This window comes from Nonomuraea fuscirosea (genome assembly GCF_035917475.1).
Lineage (GTDB): Bacteria > Actinomycetota > Actinomycetes > Streptosporangiales > Streptosporangiaceae > Nonomuraea > Nonomuraea fuscirosea.
On sequence record NZ_CP109074.1, the window covers coordinates 11,365,471 to 11,389,514 of the forward strand.

Here is a 24,044-nt window from a genome sequence, read left to right on the forward strand (position 1 = left end):
ACTGGCATCCTGTACGGATGCGCCAAGTGACCGTCCTCGGCAGTTGCGGTGCGTTTCCCGAGCCGGGCCGGGCCTGCAGCGGGTTCGCGGTGGACTGGGACGGTTACCGGCTGCTGCTCGACCTGGGCTACGCCACCCTGCCGCGGCTGCTCGCGCACTGGCCGGACGGCGCGGTGGACGCTGTCGTCGTCACCCACGAGCACCCCGACCACTGCATCGACCTGCACGGGTTGTTCCGGATGCGGTTCTACGGCGACCCCGGTGGCCCACGGCTGCCGTTGTACTGCCCGCCGGGCGTGCTCGACCGGATCAGCGGGCTGGAGCCCGACGTCGACCTCCACGCGGTCTTCGACGTGCATCCGCTGCCAGGCAGTCACCGGGTGGGGCCGTTCGCCGTCACCGGATTGCCGCTGCCGCACCACGTGCCCAACGCCGGCGTCCGCCTGGAGGCCGACGGTGTCGCCCTGGCCTACACCGGCGACACCGGTCCGGCTCCCGCGCTCGCCGAACTGGGGCGCGACGCCGACCTGTTCATCGTCGAGGCCACCGACCGCGACGGCGAGGCCGATCGCCCCGTCCGCAATCTGCTGGCCTCCACGGAGGCCGGTCACTGGGCCCGCCGCGCGTGCGCACGCCGGTTGATGCTCACCCACTTCTGGCCGGGCAACGACCGGGCCGCCTCCGTGGCCGCCGCCCGGGAGGAGTTCGGCGGGGAGGTGCTGGCGGCCGAGGAAGGACTCTCCGTCCCGCTCGGGGAGAAGCGATCAGTGAGTCGATGACGATGGCGCACCGCGAGGACTAGAGGAGGGTCGTGTCGCGTAGATAGGCGGCCACGCGTTCCTTGCCGCCGTGCTCCGCCCAGCCGAGCGGGGTGGCGTCGTACCGGTTGTCCTTGAGCGTGGGGTCGGCGCCCAGGTCCAGCAGGGTTCTGGCGGTCTCCACGTCGTCGTTCCAGGCGGCCGCGTGCAGCGGGGTGCCTCCGTGCGGGTGGTTCACGTCGAAGCCGAGGCCGGCCAGCAGGCGTACCGCGGCGGGTTTGCGTTGCTCGGCGGCGCGGTTGATCAGTTCGGGGTGCCGGGCGAGGGCCCGGGCCCGCACGTCCGGGCCGAGCGCGGCCACCGCGGCGGCGTCGGCGCGCATGCAGGCGGCGGTGAACGCGTCCATCTCCTCCAGCACCGCCGACGCTCCCGCCGCGGCGAGGAGTTCCGCCACCTCGGTGTGCCCGTTCAGCAGCGCCAGCTCGTACGGAGTCCGCCCCCCGAACACCGGATGCCCGCCGATCCCGTCGACCTCGGCCCCGTGCGCGAGCAGCAGCCGGACCCGCCGTGGCCCTCCGCGCAGTGCCGCCGTGGCCAGTTCCTCCCGCAGCAGCCCGCGCGGCGACCCCAGGGTGGGCCCCAGCCGGGCGTGCCACGGCCCGTTCCCGCCCTTCCCGAGCCCGAACTCCAGCAGCAGCCGCAGGTGCGCGGTGTCGTCGGTGAAGGAGCCGCCGAGGCCCAGGTTGTAGAGGGTCTGGCTGTCGTTGGGGTCGGCGCCGGCCTCCAGCAGCAGCCTGGCCAGGGCGAGCGCTTCGGGGTGCGGCGGCTGGTCCTGCTCGCCGCCGCCGAACGCGCCGGTCAGCGCGGTGAAGGGGGAGGTCAGACCGTCCCACAGGAAGCCGGCGTTCGGGTCGGCGCCGTGGCCGAGCAGCACCCGGGCCGCCTCCACGTACCGCCCCGGGGTGGCGGGCAGGCGGGCGTAGGTCAGGTACAGCAACGGCTCCCAGCCGAACGGCCCGCCCTGCGTGCGCGCGAGCCCCGGGTCGTCGTCAAGGGTCGCGGCCAGGGCGTCGGCCGAGCCGGTGGCGGCCATGGTGAAGACGTTCGCGGTGGAGATGGCGGGCTGCCGGGACAGCAGCAGCGCCGCCTCACCGGTACGCCTGGGATGGTCGGCCCCGTACGTGAGGCAGGCCAGCCGCAGGAACTCCTCCGGCGGCTCCGCCCGAGGCGTGACGCGATGCGGTGAGCGGGTGTAGCGCTCGACGGTGCCGAGATGCTCCTTCAGCCGGGGCCAGCTCGCGAACCCGTACATCCGGGCCGTGACCAGCTGCGCGTCCGACAGTCTGAACGGGTGCGGCGGCCGGGGATGGAACTCGGCGACCAGCCCGCGGGCCTCGGGGGCGCCGGCCTCCACCTGGCGCAGGAGCGTCTTGGCCTGCTTGCGGAGCCGTTCGAGGCTGGGGTTGTCGGGCAGCCGATGGACGGGCACGATGGCCTCCTTTCCGTCTGGCCTGCCGTCCGCATGCTCAGGCCGGAAAAGAGGTCGGGCCGGGTGGTGCGAGGATCATCAGGTGGGCTTGGCCCTTCCCGCGGACCGGGGGCGCCCTGAAAGCGCCGCCCACCAGCATACGCCTCGTCAGAAAGACCGTCTGCGCCGCCGGGAGAGCCGGCCCTTGATGAGCCGGACGTCCGTCGAGTCGCCCGCCAGGTCGGCCACCCACCCGGCGACCGTCCGCAACGACGGCTCGACCGCGTGCTCGCCCGACCACCACCAGCCCTTCTCCCGTGGCGGCTCGGCGGCGAGGCCCGCCGCCGCCAGCCCCGGCGGATGCCCGGACCGCTCCCACAACTCCTCCCACTGACCGCGCCGCAACCGCAGGTAGAGCAGGTCCTTGAGCTCGGACAGCACGCTGAGGTCGCGGATCGCGGACGCCTCGGACAGGTCGAGCGCGTACAGACGCGGGCACGACAGCAGCGGCCCCAGGTCCACCGGACGGCTGGTGCGCAGGGTCAGGAAGCGCAGCGTGGCGTGCTCGGCCAGCGGCGCCAGGTCGATCCGGTCCATGGCCAGGTCGAGCAGTTCCACGGGGGTGTCCTGGAGCGGGGCCAGGTCGGCGCCGGGGCAGTTCTCGACGTTCACCTGCCACAACATCGGCGCACCGCGCACTGGGGCGAGGTCGGCCCAGGGGGCGTTGCGGATGTGGAGCTTCTGGACGTGCTGGTGCAGGCCCCGCATGGAGGCGGCGTCGGCGCCGGCGATCGTGAGTTCGTCCGGCTTGTCGGGCTCGGGCTCGTCCTGGCCGTCGATGTCGATCCGGATCCGCCGGCCCTGCCCCACCTCGTACGAGCCCGCCCGCAGCGCCTTGACGTGTCGGCGCAGCAGGCCGGTGACCGAGTCGGCGACGTAGACGGGGCCGTCGTCGTGGTGCCTGCCCATGCGGATCACCTGGCCCGGGCGTCCGCCGGGGCCGGGCGCCAGGTCCACGGCCAGGAAGTCGCCTTGGGGGTCGGTGGCGAACGGGATCCAGTGCGGGTGGTCCGCGGCGCGGCGCACGGCCAGCGGCGGGCCGCCGGTGCTGGTGACCAGCGGCCGGCGCAGGTGGTGCCGCCAGGCGCGGCCCGCCGCCCACGTGCGGTTCTCCGGGCGGCTGAGCTTCTCGAGGCGTTCGAGGCCGAACCAGTGGTGGTCGGCCAGCAGTCCCTCGCCGCCGTCGCCGTCCACGTGGGCGTACAGGGCCTGGAGGTCGTCGGGGAGCGGGACCTGCAGCCGCGCCTCCAGCCACCGGCGGTGGTGTTCGGGCAGCGCCGGCGGGGGCGCGTAGGTGTCCTTGCCCCGCAGCGCGCGGTCGCGTCCGCGCAGGTACGCGCCGAGCAGGGCGACGGCCTCCTGCGCATTGCCCGCCGGGGTGGCCATCGACGGGCCCGGCTGGTAGGTGCCGGGGTCGGGCGGGAGGACGCCGGGGCGCAGCACGTACAGGAAGCCGCGGTCGTCCTCGCGCACCAGCGACTCGCTGACCACCGCCTCGAACCGGCCCCTGGCCTCGACGGTCAGCTCGATCGACAGATGGTCGCCGCCGGCTCCGTAGTGGGTGTGCACGGCGGACAGTTGCGGATGCAGGTCGATGTCGCCGCCGTCTCCCGCCGGGTCGAACCGGAGGCCGTGGTGCCCGGATCCGCCGTCGCCGGTGGCGTATCCCCGCACCTCGGCGCGCCGCCAACCCGGAGGTGCCGCATCGGTGATCTTCTCAGCCATGGCACGGAGAACATCGTCAATCACTCGGCACACCTCATCATCGGACAATGAGCCTTTCTAACACGCTCCGGGGAGGTCCCGAGCCGGTTGCCGGAGGCCCATCGCCGCCGAGGGAGAATCCGCAGCTGACAGCGCCCGGCAGCGGCTGACAGCGATCCGGCAGAGCGGCCTGACACCGTCCCTTTCATGAACGAACCCACCACGGACGTCATCGTCGCCGGCGCCGGTCCCACCGGCCTCACCCTCGCCGTGGACCTGGCCCGCCGCGGCGTCTCCTGCCGCGTCGTCGAGCAGGCCGCGCAGCCCTCGGGAGGGTCCAAGGGCAAGGGCCTGCAGCCGCGTACGCAGGAGGTCTTCGACGACCTCGGCGTGATCGGCCGCATTCTTGGCGTGGCGACGCCGTACCCGCCGCTGCGGTTCCGGCTGGGCCGGGTACCCGTGTGGCAGACCCGTATGCACAGGCCCGCCCGGCCGACGGACGCGGTCCCGTACCCGACCGTGATGATGCACCCGCAGTGGCGTACGGAGGCGGTGCTGCGCGAACGCCTGGCGGAGCTCGGCGGAAAGGTGGAGTACGGCACCGCGCTGACCGGCATCGAGCAGGACGCCCACGGGGTGCGCGCCACGCTGGGCACGGGGGAGACGGTCAGGGCGCGCTACCTGGTCGCCGCGGACGGCGGCAAGAGCCCGGTACGCAAGTCGCTCGGCATCGGCTTCACCGGCGAGACCCGCGAGGAGGAACGCGCCGCGCTGGCCGACGTGCGGGCGGAAGGGCTCGGCCGCGACCACATCCACGCCTGGGCGCGGCCGGGCAAGGGTTTCGTGGCCCTGTATCCGATGGCCGGCACCGACACCTTCCAGCTCCTCGCCCCGCTCAAACCCGGGGTGTCACCGGAGGACACGCTGGCCTGGTACCAGCGGCTGTTCGCCGAGCGGTCGATGCTGCGCGGGGTCCGGCTGACCGAGCTGCTGTGGTCGTCCCTCTACCGGGTGAACATCCGCCTCGCCGACCGCTACCGCTCGGGCCGCGTCTTCCTGGCCGGCGACGCGGCCCACGTGCACTCGCCGGCCGGCGGGCAGGGGCTCAACACCGGGGTGCAGGACGCGTACAACCTGGGCTGGAAGCTGGCCCGGGTGCTGGCGGGGGCGCCGGAGGAACTGCTGGACACCTACGAGGAGGAGCGGCGGCCCGTCGCCGCCCGGATGCTCGGCCTCAGCACGGACCTGCACGACAAGAAATCGGTCAAACGGGACGAGGAGACCTACCAGCTGTCGCTCTCCTACGGGGGCGGCTCCCTGGCCGGGCACGGCGGTGACCGCGTTCCCGACGGCCGGGTGCGGCTGGCGGACGGGACAGAGGCGCGCATGTTCGACCTGCTCAGAGGCACGCACTTCACGCTGCTGTCGGCCGAGCCGTGGAACGGGTCGGGGGCGGAGGTGCGGGCGTACCGGGTGGCGGAGCCGTACGGAGGGGAGCGGTACACGCTGATCCGGCCTGACGGCCATGTCGGCGTCGCCACCTCCTCGGCCGACGAGCTCGCTGGTTATCTGGCCATGGTCGTGTAGCGCCGACCCCGGTGAGCTGCGCGGACGCGGTTCTCATGAAGTTCTCAGGCGAAGTTTGTAGCACTTTCAACATAAATTTATGACTATGGGGCGATGGGGCACGCGCCGCAGGAGACCGGTGCGGCCGAGGCTCTGGCAGATCGGGGAGCCGTGGCCGGGCGAGCCCGGCGCTTCGCCGTCGGGGGCGCCGCGATCGCCGCGCTCGTCCTCGTGGCGGTGCTGGCGTACTGGCTGGGCGGCCGCGGCGGGCAGGTCGAGGGATCCGCGCCCAGGCCGAGCCCCACGCCGACGCCCACCGCGACGCTCACGGTGCCGGACGTGTTCAAGCTGGTCGGGCCGTCGGTGGTGGTCATCCAGGCCGGCCGGTCGCTCGGGACCGGGGTGATCGCGGCCGACGACGGCACGATCCTGACCGCGTACCACGTCATCGACGGCGCGAAGGACGTGAACCTGACGTTCGCCGACGGCACCAAGGCCAAGGCCGCGGTCTCGTCCTCGAACCCCAAGCTCGACGTCGCCACCCTCAAACCCGCCAAGCTGCCGGAGATCGTCGTCCCCGCGACGCTCGGCGGCGGCGTGAGCGTGGGCGCGCCCGTCGTCGCCATCGGCAACCCCCTTGGCCTCACCTACAGCGTCTCCACCGGCGTCGTCTCGGGCCTCAACCGCACCGCCGACAGGACCGCCGAGGACGGCGACCTCAAGGGGCTCATCCAGTTCGACGCCTCCGTCAACCCGGGCAGCTCGGGCGGCCCGCTCCTGGACGCCCGCGGCCTGGTCGTCGGCATCGTCGTCTCGATCGCCGACCCGGGAGGCGACGAGGCCTTCGCCGGCATCGCGTTCGCCGTGCCGATCGGCGTGGCCCTGGGCGGAGGCACCGACGGCGACGGCCCGCCCGGCGACGGGCCGCTGATTTGACCGGCGAGAGGGAACCGACGAGAGGGAACACCGCATGACCTCGACCAACCAGGCCGATCACCCGCTCGAACAGGTGCTGTTCGAGGTCAAACGCACCATCGTCGGACAGGACGTGCTGCTGGAGCGCATGGCCGTGGCCCTGATCGCGGACGGCCACCTGCTGGTCGAGGGCGTGCCCGGCCTGGCCAAGACGCTCGCGGTCAGGTCGCTGGCCGCCGCGATGTCCGGCAGCTTCCAGCGGGTCCAGTTCACCCCCGACCTGGTGCCCGCCGACCTCGTCGGCACCCGGGTCTACCACCAGCACTCCGGGGAGTTCAGGACCGAGCTGGGTCCCGTGTTCGCCAACCTGCTGCTGGCCGACGAGATCAACCGCGCCCCCGCCAAGGTGCAGAGCGCCCTGCTGGAGGTGATGCAGGAGCACCAGGTGACGATCGGCCGCGAGACGTTCAAGGTGCCGGAGCCGTTCCTGGTCATGGCGACGGAGAACCCGATCGAGTCGGAGGGCACCTACCCGCTGCCCGAGGCGCAGGTCGACCGTTTCATGATGAAGGTGGTCGTCGACTACCCCGCGCAGGCCGAGGAGCAGGCGATCGTGGCCAGGGCGCTGCGCCCGCCGGAGCCGCCGCAGCCGATGGTGACACCCGAGGGCCTGATCGCCATGCGGGCGCGGGCCCGGCAGGTGTACGTCGATCCGGCCATCGTCGACTACGCGGTCCGGCTGGTCGGCGTGACCCGTTCCCCCGCGACGGCCGGGCTCGGCGAGCTGGAGCGGTACGTCACCTACGGGGCGAGCCCGCGGGCCTCCATCGCGCTCGTCACCGGAGCTCGCGCGCTGGCCTTCCTGCGCGGGCGCGACTACGTCCTGCCGCACGACCTGGCCGAGCTCGCGCTCGACGTGCTGCGGCACCGCCTGGTGCTGTCGTACGAGGCCCTGGCCGACGACGTCGACCCCGACACGATCATCACCAGGGTGCTCGGGGCCGTCAGGGCGCCCGACGTCGTCCTGCAGAACCGCTGAGCCGCCATGGCCACCGCCCCAGAGAAACTGCTGCTCCGCCTGGAGTGGAAGGTCGTCCGCAGGCTCGACGGCCGGCTCCAGGGGGCCCACAGGACGACGTACCGCGGCACCGGGATCGACTTCACCGGGCTGCGGCCGTACACCGAGGGCGACGACGCCCGCCACATCGACTGGAACGTCACCGCCCGGCTGGACGAGCCGCACCTGCGCGTGTTCACCGAGGACCGTGAGCTGACCGTGTGGCTGGTGCTCGACCGCTCGGCCTCCATGGGGGCGGGCCGGCCGGGGCGCGGCAAGCACGACGTGCTCGCCGAGCTCACGCTCATCCTGACCCGGCTGTTCGGGCGGGGTGGCAACCGTGTCGGCGCCGTGCTGTTCGACACGGGGATGGTGCGCGTCGTGCCGCCCGGCACCTCGCGGCGGCACGCGCTGCGGATCGCCGCCGAGCTCCAGAGCACGTCGGGGACGCGCGGCGGCAGCACCACCGACCTGGCGGAGATGATCGACGCGGCCGGACGGCTCGCGCGCCGGCGCGCGCTCGTCGTCGTGCTGTCGGACTTCATCGGCGAGGGCGACTGGGAGCGCTCCCTGCAGCGGCTGGCCCGCCGGCACGAGGTGGTCGCGCTGCGCATCGTGGACACCGCCGACGACGTGCTGCCCGAGGCCGGGCTGATCGTGGTCGAGGACGCCGAGACGGGCGAGCAGCTCGTCGTCGACTCCGCCGACCCCTTGCTCCAGGTACGGTTCCGCGCCGCCGTGGACGCCCGCGACGCCCGGCTGACGGCGGGCATGCGCCGGGCCGGGGTGCCCGTCCACCGCATCGACACCGACCGCGACCTCGGGGAGGCGCTCGTCGAGGTCGTCGCCAGAACCGGAAAGCGGACGTCATGACCGCGCCTGACACGTTCGCGGGGGAGGCTCCATGACGTGGTCGGCTCCGCTGCTGCTGATCTTCGGGCTGCTGGTCACGGCCGCGCTCGCCTGGGCCGCCGTCGTCTCGGCCCGCCGCAGGAGGACCGCGCTCGCCGCGGCCGGCCTGGCCGTGCCCGGCGGACGCCGGGCGTACCTGGGAGTCGGCCTGACCATCGCCGGCGTCGCCGTGCTCGCCATCGCCACCGCGGGCCCCGCGGCCATGGTGCCGGTCCCGCGAGCGGCGGGCACCGTCATCCTGGCCATCGACGTCTCCAACAGCATGGGAGCCGACGACGTCGCGCCCACCCGGCTGGCGGGCGCGCAGCGGGCCGCCCGCGCGTTCGTGGCGGCGCAGCCGGACAGCGTCGACATCGGGGTCGTCGCGTTCGAACGGGGCGCGCTCACCACCGCCAGGCCCGACGCCGACCACTCCGTCGCGCTCAAGGCCATCGACCGGCTGAAGATCACCGGCGGCACCTCGCTGGGAGCGGCCATCACGGCCTCGCTGACGGCGATCACCGGCAAGCAGGCCGCCCTCGGCCGCGACGGCGCCCCGCCGCCCGACCTCGGCTACTGGCCGTCCGCCACGATCGTGATCTTCTCCGACGGCCAGAACCAGGGCAACGACGTAGAGCAGGTCGCGACCCTGGCCCAGCAGGCGGGCGTGCACATCCACACCGTCGGCGTCGGCACCACGGCGGGCACCGCGGTCAAGGTGGACGGCTACAACCTGCAGACCTCGCTCGACGAGGACACGCTCACGCTGATCGCGCAGACCACCGGCGGCGAGTACCACCCCGCCACCGACACCGCGCGGCTCGACGGGATCGCCGGCACGATCGACCTGCGGCTCACCGTCTCCGACGAGCCGCTGCCCCTCGCCGGCGGGCTGATCGGGCTCGCCCTCGCGCTGCTCACCGCGGGAGCGGCGCTCACCGTGCTCCGGTCAGGACGGGTGATCTGAAATGACGTTCTCATGGCCGTGGGCCCTGCTGTCCATCCTGATCATCCCGCTGATCTTGGGCATCCGCTGGTGGGCGCTGCGCCGCCGGCGGCGGGCCGCCGTCCGCGTCACCTCGATCGCCCTCGTCCGCAGCGCGCTGCCCGGCCGGACCCGGTGGATCCGCAAGATTCCGCCCGCGTTGTTCGTCACCGGGCTCGCCCTGCTCGCGGTCGGGGCCGCGCGGCCGCAGGCGTCGGTCCCGGTGCCGCAGACGGCGGCGACGATCCTGCTCGCGCTCGACACCTCGGGCTCCATGTGCTCCACGGACGTGGACCCGAACCGGCTGACCGCCGCCAAGAAGGCCGCCACCGACTTCATCGAGTCCCTGGAGGGCGGGCCGCGCATCGGCCTGGTCACCTTCTCGGGCAGCGCCGGCCTGCTCGTCCCGCCCACCGACGACACCGACGCGCTGACCGAGGCGCTGGACAACCTCACCGTCGGCCGCGGCACCGCGATCGGCCAGGCCATGCTGGCCTCGCTCGACGCCATCGCGGAGGTCGATCCGTCCGTCGCCCCCACCGGCGCGAGCCCCGATCCCGGCTCGGGCGAGGGCCACGCCGCCGCGGCGATCATCGTGCTCACCGACGGCGCCAACACCCAGGGCGTGGACCCGCAGACCGCCGCCCAGGAGGCGGCCCTGCGCCGCGTCCGCGTCTACCCCATCGGCTTCGGCACCACGACTCCGGCTCCCATGGTCTGTGAGAACACCCAGTTCGACGGCCGCGGCTTCGGCGGGTGGGGCGGCGGCTGGGGCGGTGGCGGCGGCTTCGACCGGGGCGGACGCAACATCCGCATGATCGACGAGCCCGCGCTCAAGCAGATCGCCCAGACCACCGGCGGCGCCTACCACCGCGCCGAGAACGCCGACGAGCTCAAGACCGCGCTCGAAGCCCTGCCGGGCAGCTTCAGCGTCGTCAGCCGGCGGGTCGACACCGCCGCCGCCTTCGCGGCCGGCGGCGCGCTCTTCGTCATCGCCGCCCTGTCGCTCTCCCTCTGGTGGAACCGCCCTCGTACGCCTACCCGCTGACCGGGGCTGATTACAGGGGTCAGTCGTCGGAGGCCAGGCGGGCCGGGAAGCCGCCGGTCGCGATCGGGCCCCAGCGGTCGATGTGCAGCCGGATCAGGGACTTGTCCTGGCGGCGCATGGCCTCGCGGTACTCGTCCCAGTCGGGGTGCTCGCCGGCGATGCAGCGGTAGTAGTCCACCAGCGGTTCGAGCGCGTCGGGCATGTCCAGCACCTCCGCACGGGCGTCCACCTGCACGTACGGCCCGTTCCAGTCGTCGGACAGGACGCAGATCGAGGCGCGGTCGTCCCGGCGGGCGTTGACCGCCTTGGCCCGGTCGGGATAGGTCGAGACGACGATCCTGCCCTCCTGGTCGACGCCGCAGGAGACCGGCGAGAGCTGCGGCCGGCCGTCCGCGCGCGTGGTGGACAGCAGGCCGTGGTGGCGGGGACGGAGGAAGTCAAGCAGTTCGGGCAGTTCGACGCGGCGGGCGGTCGCGATGCTGGGAGCCATGACACATGCCTTTCATTACGGACGTGGCTTCGATCCTTCCACTCCTGACGCGAGGAACACCCGATCCGAAACGGGGACGTAACAGACGTCCTACATGATCGGTGTCACCCCGCCCCCGTTCGACCCCGCGAGGAGAGTCATGAGCGTGTCGCAGACGTACGGACGACGGAACTTCCTGCGCGTGGCGGCGGCCCTGACCGGCGCGGGCGGCGCGTCGCTGGCCGGCGCCGGGCGGGCCGCCGCCACCCCGACGCTGCCGAAGGAGATCCTCCAGCCCCGCAAGGGGCCGATCCACGGCCGGCACTACCTCCCGTCCACGGTGGAGCAGGTCACGTGGGGGTACGTGCCCGCACTGGGCAGCGAGCCGGTGCTGCGGGTCAGGTCCGGTGACACGGTCACCGTCGACACGGTCTCGCACGAGGGCATCCTGGAGGACCAGGGCCGCGACCCCGTCGCCTACTTCGCCCGGCACGGCGTATCCCGGTCGGACGTGCTCCAGGACGCCATCGCCATCGCCCGCGACTACGACCGCACGCCCAGGGACTTCGACCTCGACGGCCCGCACGTCGTGACGGGCCCGATCCATGTGGCCGGCGCGCGGCCGGGCGACGTGCTCAAGGTCGAGATGCTCTCCATGCTGCCGCGCGTCCCGTACGGGGTGGTGTCCAGCCGCCACGGCAAGGGCGCGCTGGCCCGGCAGGCGAACGGCGGCGCCCCCGACGGCATCACGCCGGCGGAGGTCATGCCGCCCGTGGCCACCGACGGCCGCTCCACAGGCGATCCGCTCAGGTACGGGAACGTCTCGGTCTTCACCCCGGTCCGGCGCGGTCGCAAGGGCGTGGCCAGCGGCGTGCTCAAGCGCGGCAGGCAGGGCAAGGAGGTGACGTTCCCGCTGAAGCCGTTCATGGGGGTGATGGGCGTCGCGTTCGCCGAGTCCGACCGGCCGACCGATCCGCTGCTCAACAGCATTCCGCCCACTCTGGGCGGCGGCAACATCGACATCAGCCACCTCGGCGCGGGCGCCACCTTCTACCTGCCGGTCTTCGCCGAGGGCGCGCTCTTCTACACCGGCGACCCCCACCACGCGATGGGCGGCGGCGAGGTGGCGCTGACGGCGATGGAGGGCTCGCTGCGCGCCACGTTCCGTTTGACGGTGTGCAAGAAGGGCTCGGGGGACGCCCCTTCTGTCGCCTTCCGCTACCCCTTCGGCGAGACGGCGGACGCCTGGCTGCCGATCGGCCTGTCCGACCCGGACGGCTCCAGGAACGGCCAGGTGAACGACCTGGACGTGGCCATGCGCCGCGCCGTCGTCAACGCCCTCGACTTCCTGGAGCACGACCAGGGGATGGACCGCGCCGTCGCCTACGCCTACCTGTCGGCCGCCACCGACTTCGAGATCTCTCAGGTGGTCGATCGCACCACCGGCGTGCACGGGCTCATCCGCAAGGAGCACTTCTGAGCAGGGTCTACGCGATGTGGCGCCGATCACATGTGGTGTGTGGATTCGTCCACAGATGGTCGGGTGGCGTCTCCGTAGTGTCTGTCTTGCCGGAGCACCCCGGCGGAACGGACAAGGGGAGGATCCCGAGATGCGTAAGACCTTCGCGATCGCGGCGCTGGCTGGTTCGATGGCCATCACCGGTCTGGCTCTCAGCCCGGCTGCGGCTCAGGCGAGCACCACCACCACGACCACGGCGTCGACTCAGTCGGTGGTGAGCTGGGGGAAGTTCTTCTCCAGTGATCACAAGGCGTACACGTTCGGCAAGACGTGGAAGTCGCACGGCAAGGTGTTCACGAAGTGGTACGGGGTGGACAAGGTCGGTGGTGAGAAGGGCTGGGTCTGGTTCGAGGTGTACCAGGGTGGTCACTGGAAGCGGTTCAACAAGTCCTGGGACGGCGAGGTCGTCGGCGCCTGGAGCGGCAAGGGCGTCAAGAAGGTCTACACCTTCACCTGCTGGGCCGGGAAGTTCGACAACTGCGGTAAGAAGTACCGCATCTACTGAAGAGCGGTCAGGCCGATGCCGACCAGCACGAGTCCGGCCGCGCAGGCCACCGTCCGCAGCGTGTTGAACGCGGTCCAGCGCGGCGAGTACTCCTTCCACGACATGGTCCCGGCGTCGACGGCGTTGTTCATCGGCACGTTGATCACCATGGTGACCAGGAACGAGCCGACGAAGTTGACCGCCGCCGCGGCGAAGAACCAGACGGACGACGCCACGAACCCGGCCACCAGCGCCGCCACCGGCGAGCCGAGGAACACCAGGTACAGCCACGGGTTGAGGATCTTCCTGTTGATGCCGCGCATCGCCTCCTCGGCCCTGGCGGGGTCGAGGGTGTTCAGGCCGGGCATGACGGACATCGAGAAGGCGTAGAACAGGCCGGTGAGGGCGCCGTGCAGCACGAGGGTGATGAGCGCGAGTGCGAGCATGGTCATATCGTGGCCGCGCCGGCCGGGGACGGTCCATGGTCGTCCCGCTCAACCCCATACGTGAGAGTCCACCCGGCACCCGGCGAGCCCTGGAGTGGGTCAGCGGAAGGCGCTCCGGTGCTCCTCCACCCATGAGGCGAAGGTGCGCGCGGGCCGCCCGGTCAGCTCCTCCACCACCGGCGTCAGCTCGGCCGGCCGCCCGTCGCGGCTCTCCCAGTAGTCGAGCAGCGCGTCCCCGACCGGGCCTTCCATGTACGGGCCCGCCTGCGCCTTCCACTCCTGCCTGCTGATCCGCTTGACCACGATCTCGCGCCCGATCGCGCGGGACAGCACCCCGATCTGGTCGGCGAACGTGAGCGACTGCGGCCCCGTCACCGTGTACGCCCGTCCGCCGAGCGTGCCGGGGTCGGCGAGCACGGCGGCGGCCACGGCGGCGAGGTCGGCTTCGTGAACGGCGTCCACGTGCGCCTGGGGATAGGGCAGCGCGACCGGCTCCCCGGCCTTGATCGGCCGCGCCCAGGCGAACGCGTTGCCGCAGAAGGCGCCGGGCCGCAGCAGCGTGCCAGGCACCGGTGCGGCGGTCAGGGCCCGCTCCGCCTCGACGTGGGATCTGGCCAGCGGGTCGGCGTCGGGATCCGGGGTGAGCACGGACGACGACGACAGCAGCACTATGTGCTCGACCCCGGCGTCGGCCGCCTCCCGGGCGAACTCCCCGGCGTGCGCGGGCTCGGCGTACAGGAAGACGGATTTCGCGCCCGCGAGCGCGGCGGCGAAGGTGGACGGGTCGCGCAGGTCGCACCTGACGATCGACGGGTCGGCCGGGGTGGAGGAAGCAGGGCGGACGGGCAGGCCGCGCTCGCGCAGCAGCCCGATGAGGGCGGTGGCGACGGCGCCGCGGGCGCCGGTGACGAGGATGGTCATCTTTCGGAGTTCCTTTCAGTGGTGGGCGTGCGCGCGGCGTGGCAGCAGCCACACCAGTGCGCAGCAGATGAGCGTGGCCGCGATGACGACCAGGAGGCTGTGCGTGACGGCCTGAGCGTGAACGGCGGCGGCGGTCGCGGCCTGTGCCTGGCCGGCGGCGTGGAGGCCGGTGGTGGCGAGCTGGCCGGCGGTGTGCAGGTCGGTGGTCGGGACCTGGCCGGCGGTGTGGAGGCCGGCCGTGTGGAAGTAGACCGTGGTGACTGCGGCGGCGCCGGCCGCGTTGGCGAGTTGCTGGACGGCGCTGAGCGATCCGCCCGCGCTGCCGGCCTGGCGCTGGTCCACGTCGCCCAAGGTCACGTCGTAGACGGTGGCGAAACAGGTGCCGAGGCCGAGGCCGACGACCAGCACGGGCGGCACGAGCGCCCAGCCCCCGCCGGACACGACGACCGGCAGCCAGGCGGTCCCCGCGAGCGTGATGCCCAGGCCGACGGCGATGAGCACGCGGCCGAGGCGGGCGACCAGGCGGTGGCAGGCCACGGAGGCGACGATGATGCCCACGGCCACGGGCGACAGGTGCGCCGCGGCCCGTACGGGGGAGTAGCCCAGGCCGGACTGGAGGAACAGGGCCAGCACGAACAGCAGGCCCGCGACGGCGGCGTGGAAGACGACGCTCAGCAGGAGCCCGGCGGTGAACCCGCGCCGGCGCAGCAGCGACGGCTCGATCAGCGGCGCCTGCGCCGTGACCTGGCGCAGGCAGAACAGGGCGGCGAAGGCCAGCCCGGCGGCCAGGCACAGCAGCGGGCGCACCGACCAGCCGGCGGCCGAGCCGTCGATCAGGCCGTAGAGCAGGCCGAGCATGGCCGCGCCGAGCAGCGCCGCGCCCGGCGCGTCCACGGTGGTGTCCCGCTCGCCGTCGTCGGCGGGCAGCAGCCGGATCGCGGCGATCAGCGTGCCGCCGCCGAGGACGATGTTGATCAGGAACATGCCCCGCCACCCCAGACCGAGCAGGTCGGCCTCGATGAGCAGCCCGGCCAGCATCGGGCCGCCGACGGAGGAGACGCCGAGCGCCGGGGCGAAGAGGCTGTAGGCCCGGCCGAGCCGGTCGCGGGGGAAGACGGCGCCGATGATGCCGAACCCCTGCGGGATCATCAGCGCCCCGAAGGCGCCCTGGACGATCCGCCCGGCGATGATCACGGCGGGGCCGGCGGCCAGGCCGCAGGCGATCGAGGCGAGGATGAAGCCGGTCAGGCCGGTCAGGAAGACGCGGCGGCGGCCGTACCGGTCGCCGAGGCGTCCGCCGGTGACCAGCAGGACACCCAGGGCGAGCGCGTAACCGGCGCCGAGCCACTGGACGAGCGCCTGCCCGCCGCCGAGGTCGGCGACGATGGCGGGGGCGGCGAGGTTGGTGATGGTCCCGTCGAGCAGGTCGAGGGCCGCGGCGGCGATGACGACCGCGAGCACGGCCCACGGCCGGGCGGGCGCCTCGGGGGACGCGCGGATGAGCATGGAGTCTCCGGATAGGATGAAGGCGTCGCGCAAAGGTTGCGCCGCACAAAGATTGTGTGACGCAAATTAATGTGGAGCACGGAGCCGCCCATGTCAAACCGAGCCGAGACGTTGCAGCGAGTCATCGCGGAGAGCCAGCGCCACTACGCGGCGTACACGCTGTTCAACCAGGCCATGGCCGACCGGCTCGGCCTCCACCCCACCGACCTGCAGTGCGTGGCCCTGCTGGAGCTGGAGCCCGGCCCGGTGAGCTCGGGCGACGTCGCCCGTCTGACGGGCCTGACCCCCGGCTCGGCCACCCGCCTGGTCGACCGCCTGGAGAAGGCGGGTCTCGTCGTCCGCCGGCCCGATCCCGACGACCGCAGGCGGGCCCTGGTCAGCCTCGATCCCGGGGCCAGGACGCGGATCAGCGACGCCTGGGACATCCCCGGCACGGCCTTCGGCGAGGTGCTGGGCCGCTACGACGACGCGGAGCTGGAATTGATCGCCGACTATCTGCGCCGCACGGCCGAGGTCGGCCGCGCCCAGGCCGAACGCCTCACTGCCCGGGAGTGACCCTGTCCGGCCGCTCGGTCAGGCGCAGGCGGATGTCGTTCTCGGCCCACAGGACGAATCGCTCGACCGGCACCACGCGATGCCCCGCGACCGGCTCGAAGCGGAACCGCTTGAGCAGCACCGCCAGCACCAGCTCGGCCTCGACCATGGCCAGCGCGGCCCCCTCGCAGCCGCGCGGGCCCAGCCCGAAGGGGATGAACGCGTACCGGGGCCGCCTGGCCTGCTCGGCGGCGGTGAACCGCTCGGGGATGAAGGCCCGCGGGTCCGGCCAGTAGCGCGGGTTGAGGTGCACGGCCCAGAACGGGTAGAAGATCGTCGTGCCGGCCGGGACGTGGTGGTCGCCGAGCGTGAGGTCCTCGGTGGTCTCGCGGGCGCCGTACGGGCCCGGCGGGTAGAGCCGCATCGACTCCTTCAGCGCCATGTCGAGGTAGCGCAGGCGGCGCAGGTCGGCGTAGGCGGGCGCGGCCCGGTCGCACAGGACCTCGTCCAGCTCGGCGGCCACCCGCGCGGCCGGGTCCGGATGCCCGGCCAGCAGGTGCAGGGTCCAGGAGACCGCTACCCCGGTCGTGTGGTGCGCGGCCAGCATGATCATCAGTACGGTGTCGCGCACCCTGACGGGGCCGAGCCCCTCCTTGACCAGCGCGGCGACCAGGTCGCTGTCTCCCCGGGCCAGCACGCCGTCCACGACCTCGCGCAGGTACGCCAGCGCCCGCTCCGCCCGCGACAGGTCCTCACCGCGCTCGTACTGGCGGCCCAGATAGCCGGTCAGCACGGTCTCGAACGCGCTCACCACCCGCGCCGGGTCCTCGATGCCGCCGCCGAGCGCGTACTGGCAGATCATCCGCAACGACAGCTCGCTCAGGTCCTGCTGCAGCTCCACGGGCCCGTCGGCGGCGCGGCCCGCCCACCGGTCGGCCAGGTCCACGGTCAGGGCGGTGAAGCCGTCGAAGCAGGCCTCGTGCGAGCGCCGCCCGGCCAGCGCCGACAGCAGGGCGCGGCGCAGCGGCCGGTGCTCGGCGGCGGGCAGGGTCTGCAGATTGCCCGCCTCGCACAGCGGGGCCAGGAACTCGAACAGCTGGTCCGGCCGTTCGTCGACCGCGGCCGTGGCCTCCAGCAGCACGGGGTCGGCCACCGAGACCGCCGTCAGCCCGCCCGGGAGCTGGAAGCGGACCACGGGGCCGTAGCGCTCGTGCAGCCGCAACTGGTAGGTGTGCAGGCCGCCGGCGGCACCGATGGCGTCGCCGCCGTCAGGGGGTCCTGGAATCTCGCGCACAAGGTCACGGTCTCCCGGCCTCCGCGCCGTTGGCAAGGCGCGCGCACGTCACATCCCCGGAGTAGTCTCGCGTCGTGGCGCGTTTCCTGTGTTTCGCCTGCCGCCGGACGATCACCGCATCCGTCAGGAAGATCCCGCTGCCACCGTGGAAGGAGTCCCCTGAGGGGGCGACCGAGTGGTTCGAGCGGATCAAGGCGCCGCGGATGCCGCGCGGCACGTACGCGGCCAACCACCGCCCGGGCGAGTTCTCCGGCGAGCCGCCCGGTCTGGTCATCCACCCCGACGACGCCATGGGCATGCGCCTGCACCCCGACCTCGTCCGGCGAATGGGTTGCTGCGGGATCAACATGCAGGGCGGGCTGCCCAACCTCGTCTGCGAAGGTTGCGGCGCCGAGCTGGCCGTGCACCAGGCCGACTGTTACACGGAGAACCAGGTGACGCTCGTGACGGAGGCCGTCATCCTGTCGTACGCGGACGACTGAGCTGCTGGAAAGCGGTTGCTGACCGGGCCGTAAGGGATCATGTAAGGTGAGCCGGGCAGCCCCCCACCGGCCTGGAGTCACGCCGTGCCGCACATGTCCCGCCGCCAAGTTCTCTCCCTTCTCCCCGCCGCCGGCCTGGTCGCCGCGGCCACCCCCACCTCCGCCTCCGCCCGCGCCGCGGCCGTCGACCATCCGCGCGTGCTCGCCAACACCGTGACGATGCTCGCGGGCACCCCCGAGGTCAACGCCCGTCCCGAGCTGGCCGGCAAGCTCGCCTCGATCCTCGCCACCGCCAGGCAGCGCCTGACCGCCATGGACCAGGCCGGCGACGGCGAGCTCTTCGCGGGCCTGCGGCTCGGCACCGACGACGTCCAACTGCGTCAGGCGTACCAGTACCTGTACGAGATCGCGCTGGCCACCCGCACCCCCGGCAGCGCGCTCGAAGGCGACGAGGCGGTGCGGCGACGGGCCGCCGACGGCCTGGTGTGGCTGCACGAGCGCTACTTCGGCGACCAGTCCACCGGCTACTACGGCAACTGGCACAACTGGGAGATCGCCATCCCCACCCACGTGAGCAGGACTCTCGCCCTGCTCGGCGACCAGGTGCCCGACGGCCTGACCGCGACCTACATCGCCTCCATGGACGCCTACCTGCGCAGCGGCAAGGACGGCGACGTCGACCTCGACTCCCGCTTCCACACCGGCGCCAACCTGGCCGACATCACCGCGAACCGGATCCTCCAGGGCGCGCTCGCCGGCGACGACGCCCGGGTCGCCAAGGCCGTCTCCGACCAGGCCACCGTCTTCGCCACGATCGACCCGTACGACCTCCAGCACGGCGTCACCGACGGCTACTACCGCGACGGCTCCTTCATCCAGCACCACCGCGTCGCCTACACCGGCTCCTACGGCCGCGCCCTGCTGAGCCGCGTGGTGCAGACGCTCAAGATGCTCGAAGGCGTGAGCGGCGGCGCCTCGGACGACCTGCCCGGCGTGGTCTACCGCTGGGTCGCCGACGGCTTCGCCCCGCTGATCTTCGAGGGCTGGATGATGGAGATCGTCAAGGGCCGGGCGGTCGTCCGCACCACCACCGGCTACACCGACGTCGGCGTGATCGCCGAGGCCGTCGCCGACCTGACCGAGCACGTGGACGACGCCGGCGCGCTCGCGCTGAAGAAGTACCTGAAGTTCCTGCCGGCCGCCGACCAGGCCGCCTTCGTCTCTCCCGGCAGCATCGCCCGCTACGCGGCCATCCGCGCCGACGCGGCCGTCCCGGCCGCCGACCTCAACCCGGCCGAGCGCAGCGTGGCGTTCAACGCCATGGACCGGACCGTGCACCGCCGTCCCGGCTACGCCTTCGCGCTGGCGCGCAGCTCCGACCGGATCAGCAAGTACGAGTACATGAGCGGCGAGAACCTCATGCCCTGGTTCCAGGGCGACGGGGCCTACTACCTCTACCTGTCGGGGGAGGACCAGCGCGAGGTCTTCGGCGTCGACTACTACACGACCGTCTCGCCGTACCGGCTGGCCGGGGTGACCGCGCCGGTCGAGGAGCGGAAGACGGTCCCCGAGTCGTACGGCGGCCGGCTCTGGTACGAGAACCCGGGACATCCGCTCAACTTCACCTCCTCCTCGGAGTCCCAGAACACCTACGTCTACTTCCCCGTCTCGGGCAACGCCTTCTCCGGCGGCGCCACGCTCGGCGCGTACGGCGTCAGCGGCATGGTCCAGAGCGACGACGCCGCCTACACCGCCAAGCAGGAGGGCGTCCTGCCGGACGACTTCGTCGCCTACCGCAACGCCCGCGCCACCAAGTCGTGGTTCCTGTTCGACGACGAGATCGTGGTGCTGGCGGCCGACGTCTCAGGGCAGGGCGGGCGCGACGCGGTCACCACCGTGGACAGCCGCATCGCCGCCCCCGGCGACGCGGTCACGGTCACCGGCGAGGCGTGGACCGGCCGGGACTGGCGGCTCGGCGACAGCGCGCCGCCGCGCTGGCTCCGCTACGCCAACGGCACCCGCGGCACCTCCGTCGGCTACGCCTTCCTCACCCGGCAGCCGGTCAGCGCCGGGCTGGAGACGGTGACCCGCAGCCGCAGGGTCGTCCGCACCGCCAACCCCGACACCAGCGTGACCAAGAACGTCTTCACCGCCTCGGTCGCGCATCCCGCGGAGGGCGGCGTCAGCGCGCTCGCGTACGTCCTGGTGCCGAACGCCGGTGGGGCCCGCCTGCGTGCCTACGCCCGGGGGCCGCTGACCGTGCTGGCCAACGACCGGCACGTGCAGGCGATCAGGCACGAGCTGCTCGGCATCGTCGCCGCCAACGTCTTCACCGGCGGCCCGCGCCATGCCGGCCGCCTGCTCATCGACGGGCCCGCGTCCGTCATCGTCCGGTCCGACCCGCGCAGGTCCGGCGGGCGTACGACGGTCGCCGTGTCCGACCCCACGATGAAGCGCGACCGCGTCACCGTCATGCTGCTGGGCACGTCGCTCAGGCTCGACGGGGCGGACGAGGGGGTGACGGCGAAGCGGGTGCCCGGCGGCACGCTGATCCAGGTGACGACCCGGCACGCCTACGGCCGCACCTTCACCGCCACCCTGCGCTGACGTTTCACGGGACTCCGGGGCCTTCGCGTGGACTTCTCGGGATAAGTAGTCATTTGGTGAGCACTTCTCGGCGTGAAGATGGAGCCATGCACATCTTCCCCGACGCCGCCGTCTGGCGATCCTGGCTGGCCGCCCACCACGACTCGGAGACGGAGGCGTGGGTGGTGCTGGCCAAGAAGGGCACGACGGAGCCGACCAGCCTCGGCTACGAGCAGGCGCTGGAAGAGGCGCTCTGCTTCGGCTGGATCGACGGCCTGACCCGTCGCCGCGACGCCGGCACGTACCTCCAGCGCTACACGCCGCGCCGGCCGCGCAGCAGCTGGTCGCGCACGAACGTCGAGCGGGTGGCGCGGCTGCGGCAGGAGGGCCGGATGGCCCCGGCCGGCCTCGCCGAGGTCGAACGGGCCCAGGCGGACGGCCGCTGGCACACCACCTGACCCCGGCGCTGGAGCACCGCCTGACCCGGCCGCCGGAGCGTCGTTCGACCCTGGGCGAAACCTTGGCCAAGTCCTGCGGCGACCTTGCCCCGCAGGACGGCTCGTCGCCGGGTGCCGGAGGCCAGGCTTGCCGTGACAGGTTCCGGCCTCGGGCAAGACAGGCAGGTTCTCATGGTTGGACGATCCGCCGCCGCCTTCGCGCTGATCGGCGTCCTGGCGTGGCCCGCGCCCGCGTACGCGGTGACGCTGGAGCAGCGGCTCGCCGCGCTGTCCGCGTTCACCCAGCCCACCGCGCTCAGCGCCGTGGCCTGGCACGGCGCCTGGGCCGACCCGGGCTCGTGGACGGCCTACGGCTTCGACTGGTCCACCGACCTGTGCTCGCGCAGCCCCGACCAGCCGCTCGGGTACGACTTCCGCATGCCGTGCGCGCGCCACGACTTCGGCTACCGCAACTACAAGGCCGTCAACCACTTCCCGGCCAACAAGGGCCACGTGGACGAGGCGTTCCTGTACGACATGAACCAGGTGTGCGCCGGCTACGCGGGCGCCCGCAAGGCCGCCTGCGACCGGCTCGCCTGGTCGTACTACCAGGCGGTCCGCCGCCTGGGCGGCTTCGACCTCAGGGCTGACCCCGCCGCCTGAGCCCCGCCACCTGCGGTGGGAGGTTTGGTGCTCCAGTTGCCCCCACTGGAGCGATGCCAGGTTAGTGGTCGATCGTCCGTTTTGTACAGGTTTCGCGACATGTTCCTTCCGCCCGCGCACCCCGCCATCCTCGTATGTTGACTTTATGTAGTCAATCGATTACTAATCGTGGAGTCATTGTTCGCGGCAGGAAGGATCCACCTCGTGCGACGTGCTCTCACCGGCCTCGCCCTCGCTTGTTGCGCCCTCGCGCCGGCTCTCCCGGCCCAAGCGGCGGTCCCGGCCGGCAACGCGCCCTCCTGTGTGGTCGTCTGGCAGACCGCCGGCACAATCACCAAGACCGGATACGCGCGCAACGACTGCGGCCAGACCCTGCGTCTGAAGATCATCTGGGCGCGCGGCACCGACGGTGACTGCCGTACCGTCGAATCGGGCGGCACGATCTGGTCCAAGGTCGCCCGGGGCGTCAGGACGTTCGACGGCGCCAGCAGCTGCTGACCCGCCGCCGCGTCCTCCGGCTCCCCGCCTCCCGGCGGGGGCCGGCTCAAGGGCGGTTCCTTCTGGTACGGAGGTGCGCGGCGCCGACCTCCGGCAGGGGACGCGGGAAGCGCCCGGCGGACAGCCAGGCCGCGCCCGAGATGTCGGCGGGCACCCCGACGTTCTTCAGCCGGTCGACGAACTGCCTGCGCGACCTCGCGGAGCCGTCGAAGAGCACATGGTCGACCCCCGCGAGGTCACTCGGCCACCTGAGCGTCCCGAAGTCGACGAACAGCGTGCGCCGCCGGTTGAGCGCCCACGCGTACCCGGCCTCGAACAGCACGTTCGGCCGCGGCTGGCCGGACAGGCGCTCCGGCGCCTCCGCGAGCGCCGGATGCAGGGCGGCGACGTCGTCGGGGGAGAAGAACACGACGGTCGCGTACGACATCCGAAATCCCGCGTCGAGGATGTCCGTGGCGTGCTGCCCCTCCCGGCGCGCCCGCAGCCGGGCCGCGTCCCAGTCGACCACCTCGACGCCCAACGACCCGAGGAAGACCTTCATCGCGTCCACGGCTTCGTACCAGCGCCCGTGCGCGAGAAACACCTTGCGGCGATTGCGCCATCTCACGGGTCAGTGGCCTTTTCGCGGAGGTTGGGCGGGAAAGATGAATTCACTCAGGCTCGGGCCACCTCGGTCGCCCGTTCTCGTCTCGCTGACCGACAACACCTCGATCCAGTCCGGCGTCGGCTGGGAGAGCGCGTTGTTGCGTTCCTCCAGAATGTCCACCGTTTTGTCGAGCGCCTCCTCCAGGTCTTTGTCGTCGATGATGGGGGTCGCGCTGTTCGACTTGGCTTCGATGACGCTGAGCAGAATCTCCATCTCCAGGGGGTCGGCGTTGGAGATGTGCCGCAGGGCGTCACGCAATTGCTGGGGGCTCATCTTCTTCTTCACGCGCGGTGCCTCCCTCCACCTGTCGGCCGCAGCGGCCGCAGCGGCTCGCGCAGACTCGCCCGCGCCTTCTGCAGATGACTGCGCACGGTCGACTGGCTGATCCGCAGAGCCGCGGCGATGCTCTTGACATCGTGATCCAGGATGTAGTGGCGGATCACCACCTCCGCCTGGCGTGGCGGCAACCGGTCCAGCGCCCTGCGGACCAACGTCGCGTCGATCACCTGCTCGTCGGGAAACTCGTGCGCGAGCCGGGCTCCGGGCGGCTCGTCCTCCCGGGTCAGATCGGTGACCTGCTCCTTGCCCAGCTTGCGCGACTGGAGCCGCCGCAAGAGGTTGGCGGCGATGTCGATCACGTATGCCGTGGGTTGGTCGGCGGCGCACACCTTCTGCCAGTGGCGCAGCGCGAGCACCATCGCCTCCTGGGAGATGTCGGCGGCCAGGTTGCCGTCCGGTGTGCGCCGGCGCATGATCTCCAACAGGGCCGGATAGGTCTCCTTGAAGAAGGTGGAGAAGTCGCCGAGCAGACAACTCATATGAGCGCTCGGCGAATCCGACGCGCCCATTGTCCGCGGCAGGTCGAGTTCGTCGGACCGGCGCGGGCCACCGGTGTCCCGGGGAGGTGTGGCCAGCAGGACGGGCGCCACGTCGTCGCCCGTCGCCTCGTCGCTTGTTTCCGCCAAATTCCTCGCTCCTAGCGTGTTTGCGTACGGGGCGTTACCCCTCCGCGGTCGTTCGGCCACGGGACGACATCGTCCCGACACCCCATAGAGTCCGCGGCGACAGGGAAACGTCTACCCGAAGGTGACGCATCGATGAACTTTT

General features: G+C 72.3%; 25 protein-coding genes. 15 read left to right on the forward strand and 10 right to left on the reverse strand.

Annotated elements, in window-relative coordinates:
- Positions 1 to 17: 17 nt before the first annotated feature.
- Positions 18 to 779, forward strand: coding sequence for an MBL fold metallo-hydrolase (locus tag OIE67_RS52485; RefSeq protein WP_326634683.1), 762 nt, complete (start codon positions 18 to 20; stop codon positions 777 to 779).
- Positions 780 to 798: 19 nt separating this feature from the next.
- Here OIE67_RS52485 and OIE67_RS52490 read toward each other — a convergent pair whose 3' ends face one another.
- Complete coding sequence (locus OIE67_RS52490) at positions 799 to 2,247, reverse strand: ankyrin repeat domain-containing protein (RefSeq protein ID WP_326634684.1); 1,449 nt, start codon at positions 2,245 to 2,247, stop codon at positions 799 to 801.
- Positions 2,248 to 2,394: 147 nt separating this feature from the next.
- Positions 2,395 to 4,011 (reverse strand): SMI1/KNR4 family protein, encoded by a 1,617-nt coding sequence (locus tag OIE67_RS52495; RefSeq protein ID WP_326634685.1) that lies wholly within the window; start codon positions 4,009 to 4,011, stop codon positions 2,395 to 2,397.
- Between the two features lie 186 nt (positions 4,012 to 4,197).
- On the opposite strand from OIE67_RS52495, the gene OIE67_RS52500 reads away from it, so the two are divergent.
- From OIE67_RS52500 to OIE67_RS52525, 6 genes are all read left to right on the forward strand, one after another.
- Complete coding sequence (locus OIE67_RS52500) at positions 4,198 to 5,577, forward strand: FAD-dependent monooxygenase (protein ID WP_326634686.1); 1,380 nt, start codon at positions 4,198 to 4,200, stop codon at positions 5,575 to 5,577.
- Positions 5,578 to 5,670: 93 nt separating this feature from the next.
- On the forward strand, positions 5,671 to 6,492 hold the full coding sequence (locus OIE67_RS52505; RefSeq protein ID WP_326634687.1) for a S1C family serine protease: 822 nt from the start codon (positions 5,671 to 5,673) through the stop codon (positions 6,490 to 6,492).
- Between the two features lie 34 nt (positions 6,493 to 6,526).
- Positions 6,527 to 7,510, forward strand: a complete 984-nt coding sequence (locus tag OIE67_RS52510; RefSeq protein ID WP_106250821.1) for an AAA family ATPase — start codon at positions 6,527 to 6,529, stop codon at positions 7,508 to 7,510.
- A gap of 6 nt (positions 7,511 to 7,516) precedes the next feature.
- Entirely contained in the window at positions 7,517 to 8,401 is an 885-nt protein-coding gene (locus OIE67_RS52515; protein ID WP_326634688.1) for a DUF58 domain-containing protein, read from the forward strand.
- A gap of 31 nt (positions 8,402 to 8,432) precedes the next feature.
- Positions 8,433 to 9,386 (forward strand): VWA domain-containing protein, encoded by a 954-nt coding sequence (locus OIE67_RS52520; protein ID WP_326634689.1) that lies wholly within the window; start codon positions 8,433 to 8,435, stop codon positions 9,384 to 9,386.
- Between the two features lies 1 nt (position 9,387).
- Positions 9,388 to 10,452, forward strand: coding sequence for a VWA domain-containing protein (locus OIE67_RS52525; protein WP_326634690.1), 1,065 nt, complete (start codon positions 9,388 to 9,390; stop codon positions 10,450 to 10,452).
- 19 nt (positions 10,453 to 10,471) lie between these two features.
- Here the strand turns inward: OIE67_RS52525 and OIE67_RS52530 are convergent, their stop codons facing one another.
- A complete protein-coding gene (locus tag OIE67_RS52530) occupies positions 10,472 to 10,942 on the reverse strand; it encodes a PPOX class F420-dependent oxidoreductase (protein ID WP_106250829.1) in 471 nt (156 codons plus the stop codon).
- 139 nt (positions 10,943 to 11,081) lie between these two features.
- Here OIE67_RS52530 and OIE67_RS52535 point away from each other — a divergent pair, with 139 nt between their 5' ends.
- Together OIE67_RS52535 and OIE67_RS52540 are read left to right on the forward strand one after the other, a co-directional pair.
- Positions 11,082 to 12,401 carry an acetamidase/formamidase family protein gene (locus OIE67_RS52535; RefSeq protein ID WP_326634691.1) on the forward strand — a complete coding sequence of 440 codons (1,320 nt, stop codon included), beginning with the start codon at positions 11,082 to 11,084 and terminating at the stop codon, positions 12,399 to 12,401.
- A gap of 130 nt (positions 12,402 to 12,531) precedes the next feature.
- Positions 12,532 to 12,945, forward strand: coding sequence for a hypothetical protein (locus OIE67_RS52540; protein ID WP_326634692.1), 414 nt, complete (start codon positions 12,532 to 12,534; stop codon positions 12,943 to 12,945).
- On the opposite strand, the gene OIE67_RS52545 is transcribed toward OIE67_RS52540, so the two are convergent.
- From OIE67_RS52545 to OIE67_RS52555, 3 genes are all read right to left on the reverse strand, one after another.
- A complete protein-coding gene (locus OIE67_RS52545) occupies positions 12,939 to 13,370 on the reverse strand; it encodes an anthrone oxygenase family protein (protein WP_326634693.1) in 432 nt (143 codons plus the stop codon). The two genes, OIE67_RS52540 and OIE67_RS52545, sit on opposite strands and share 7 nt — an antisense overlap.
- A 99-nt stretch (positions 13,371 to 13,469) precedes the next feature.
- A complete protein-coding gene (locus tag OIE67_RS52550) occupies positions 13,470 to 14,291 on the reverse strand; it encodes an SDR family oxidoreductase (RefSeq protein ID WP_326634694.1) in 822 nt (273 codons plus the stop codon).
- A gap of 15 nt (positions 14,292 to 14,306) precedes the next feature.
- Positions 14,307 to 15,797 (reverse strand): MFS transporter, encoded by a 1,491-nt coding sequence (locus OIE67_RS52555; RefSeq protein WP_326634695.1) that lies wholly within the window; start codon positions 15,795 to 15,797, stop codon positions 14,307 to 14,309.
- A 90-nt stretch (positions 15,798 to 15,887) separates the two neighbouring features.
- On the opposite strand from OIE67_RS52555, the gene OIE67_RS52560 reads away from it, so the two are divergent.
- Entirely contained in the window at positions 15,888 to 16,352 is a 465-nt protein-coding gene (locus OIE67_RS52560; protein ID WP_326634696.1) for a MarR family winged helix-turn-helix transcriptional regulator, read from the forward strand.
- Here OIE67_RS52560 and OIE67_RS52565 read toward each other — a convergent pair.
- The gene (locus tag OIE67_RS52565) at positions 16,336 to 17,625 is read right to left on the reverse strand and encodes a cytochrome P450 (protein ID WP_326634697.1); all 1,290 of its coding nucleotides are present in this window, start codon (positions 17,623 to 17,625) and stop codon (positions 16,336 to 16,338) included. The two genes, OIE67_RS52560 and OIE67_RS52565, sit on opposite strands and share 17 nt — an antisense overlap.
- Before the next feature lie 74 nt (positions 17,626 to 17,699).
- On the opposite strand from OIE67_RS52565, the gene OIE67_RS52570 reads away from it, so the two are divergent.
- The 5 genes from OIE67_RS52570 to OIE67_RS52590 all read left to right on the forward strand — a co-directional run bounded on the left by OIE67_RS52570 (position 17,700) and on the right by OIE67_RS52590 (position 22,291).
- Positions 17,700 to 18,107, forward strand: coding sequence for a hypothetical protein (locus OIE67_RS52570; protein ID WP_326634698.1), 408 nt, complete (start codon positions 17,700 to 17,702; stop codon positions 18,105 to 18,107).
- A gap of 93 nt (positions 18,108 to 18,200) precedes the next feature.
- Positions 18,201 to 20,714 (forward strand): polysaccharide lyase family 8 super-sandwich domain-containing protein, encoded by a 2,514-nt coding sequence (locus tag OIE67_RS52575; RefSeq protein ID WP_326645764.1) that lies wholly within the window; start codon positions 18,201 to 18,203, stop codon positions 20,712 to 20,714.
- An 86-nt stretch (positions 20,715 to 20,800) separates the two neighbouring features.
- Entirely contained in the window at positions 20,801 to 21,151 is a 351-nt protein-coding gene (locus OIE67_RS52580; protein ID WP_326634699.1) for a YdeI/OmpD-associated family protein, read from the forward strand.
- A 171-nt stretch (positions 21,152 to 21,322) separates the two neighbouring features.
- The gene (locus OIE67_RS52585; protein ID WP_326634700.1) at positions 21,323 to 21,793 is read left to right on the forward strand and encodes a phospholipase; all 471 of its coding nucleotides are present in this window, start codon (positions 21,323 to 21,325) and stop codon (positions 21,791 to 21,793) included.
- Between the two features lie 204 nt (positions 21,794 to 21,997).
- Positions 21,998 to 22,291, forward strand: coding sequence for a hypothetical protein (locus OIE67_RS52590; protein WP_326634701.1), 294 nt, complete (start codon positions 21,998 to 22,000; stop codon positions 22,289 to 22,291).
- Positions 22,292 to 22,337: 46 nt separating this feature from the next.
- Here OIE67_RS52590 and OIE67_RS52595 read toward each other — a convergent pair whose 3' ends face one another.
- From OIE67_RS52595 to OIE67_RS52605, 3 genes are read right to left on the reverse strand one after another with little or no spacing between them, the layout of a single operon-like run.
- Entirely contained in the window at positions 22,338 to 22,898 is a 561-nt protein-coding gene (locus OIE67_RS52595; RefSeq protein WP_326634702.1) for a TIR domain-containing protein, read from the reverse strand.
- A 3-nt stretch (positions 22,899 to 22,901) separates the two neighbouring features.
- Positions 22,902 to 23,222 carry a hypothetical protein gene (locus OIE67_RS52600; RefSeq protein ID WP_326634703.1) on the reverse strand — a complete coding sequence of 107 codons (321 nt, stop codon included), beginning with the start codon at positions 23,220 to 23,222 and terminating at the stop codon, positions 22,902 to 22,904.
- Positions 23,219 to 23,902 (reverse strand): RNA polymerase sigma factor, encoded by a 684-nt coding sequence (locus OIE67_RS52605; protein ID WP_326634704.1) that lies wholly within the window; start codon positions 23,900 to 23,902, stop codon positions 23,219 to 23,221. Before OIE67_RS52605 ends, OIE67_RS52600 begins: the two co-directional genes overlap by 4 nt.
- Positions 23,903 to 24,044: the final 142 nt, after the last annotated feature.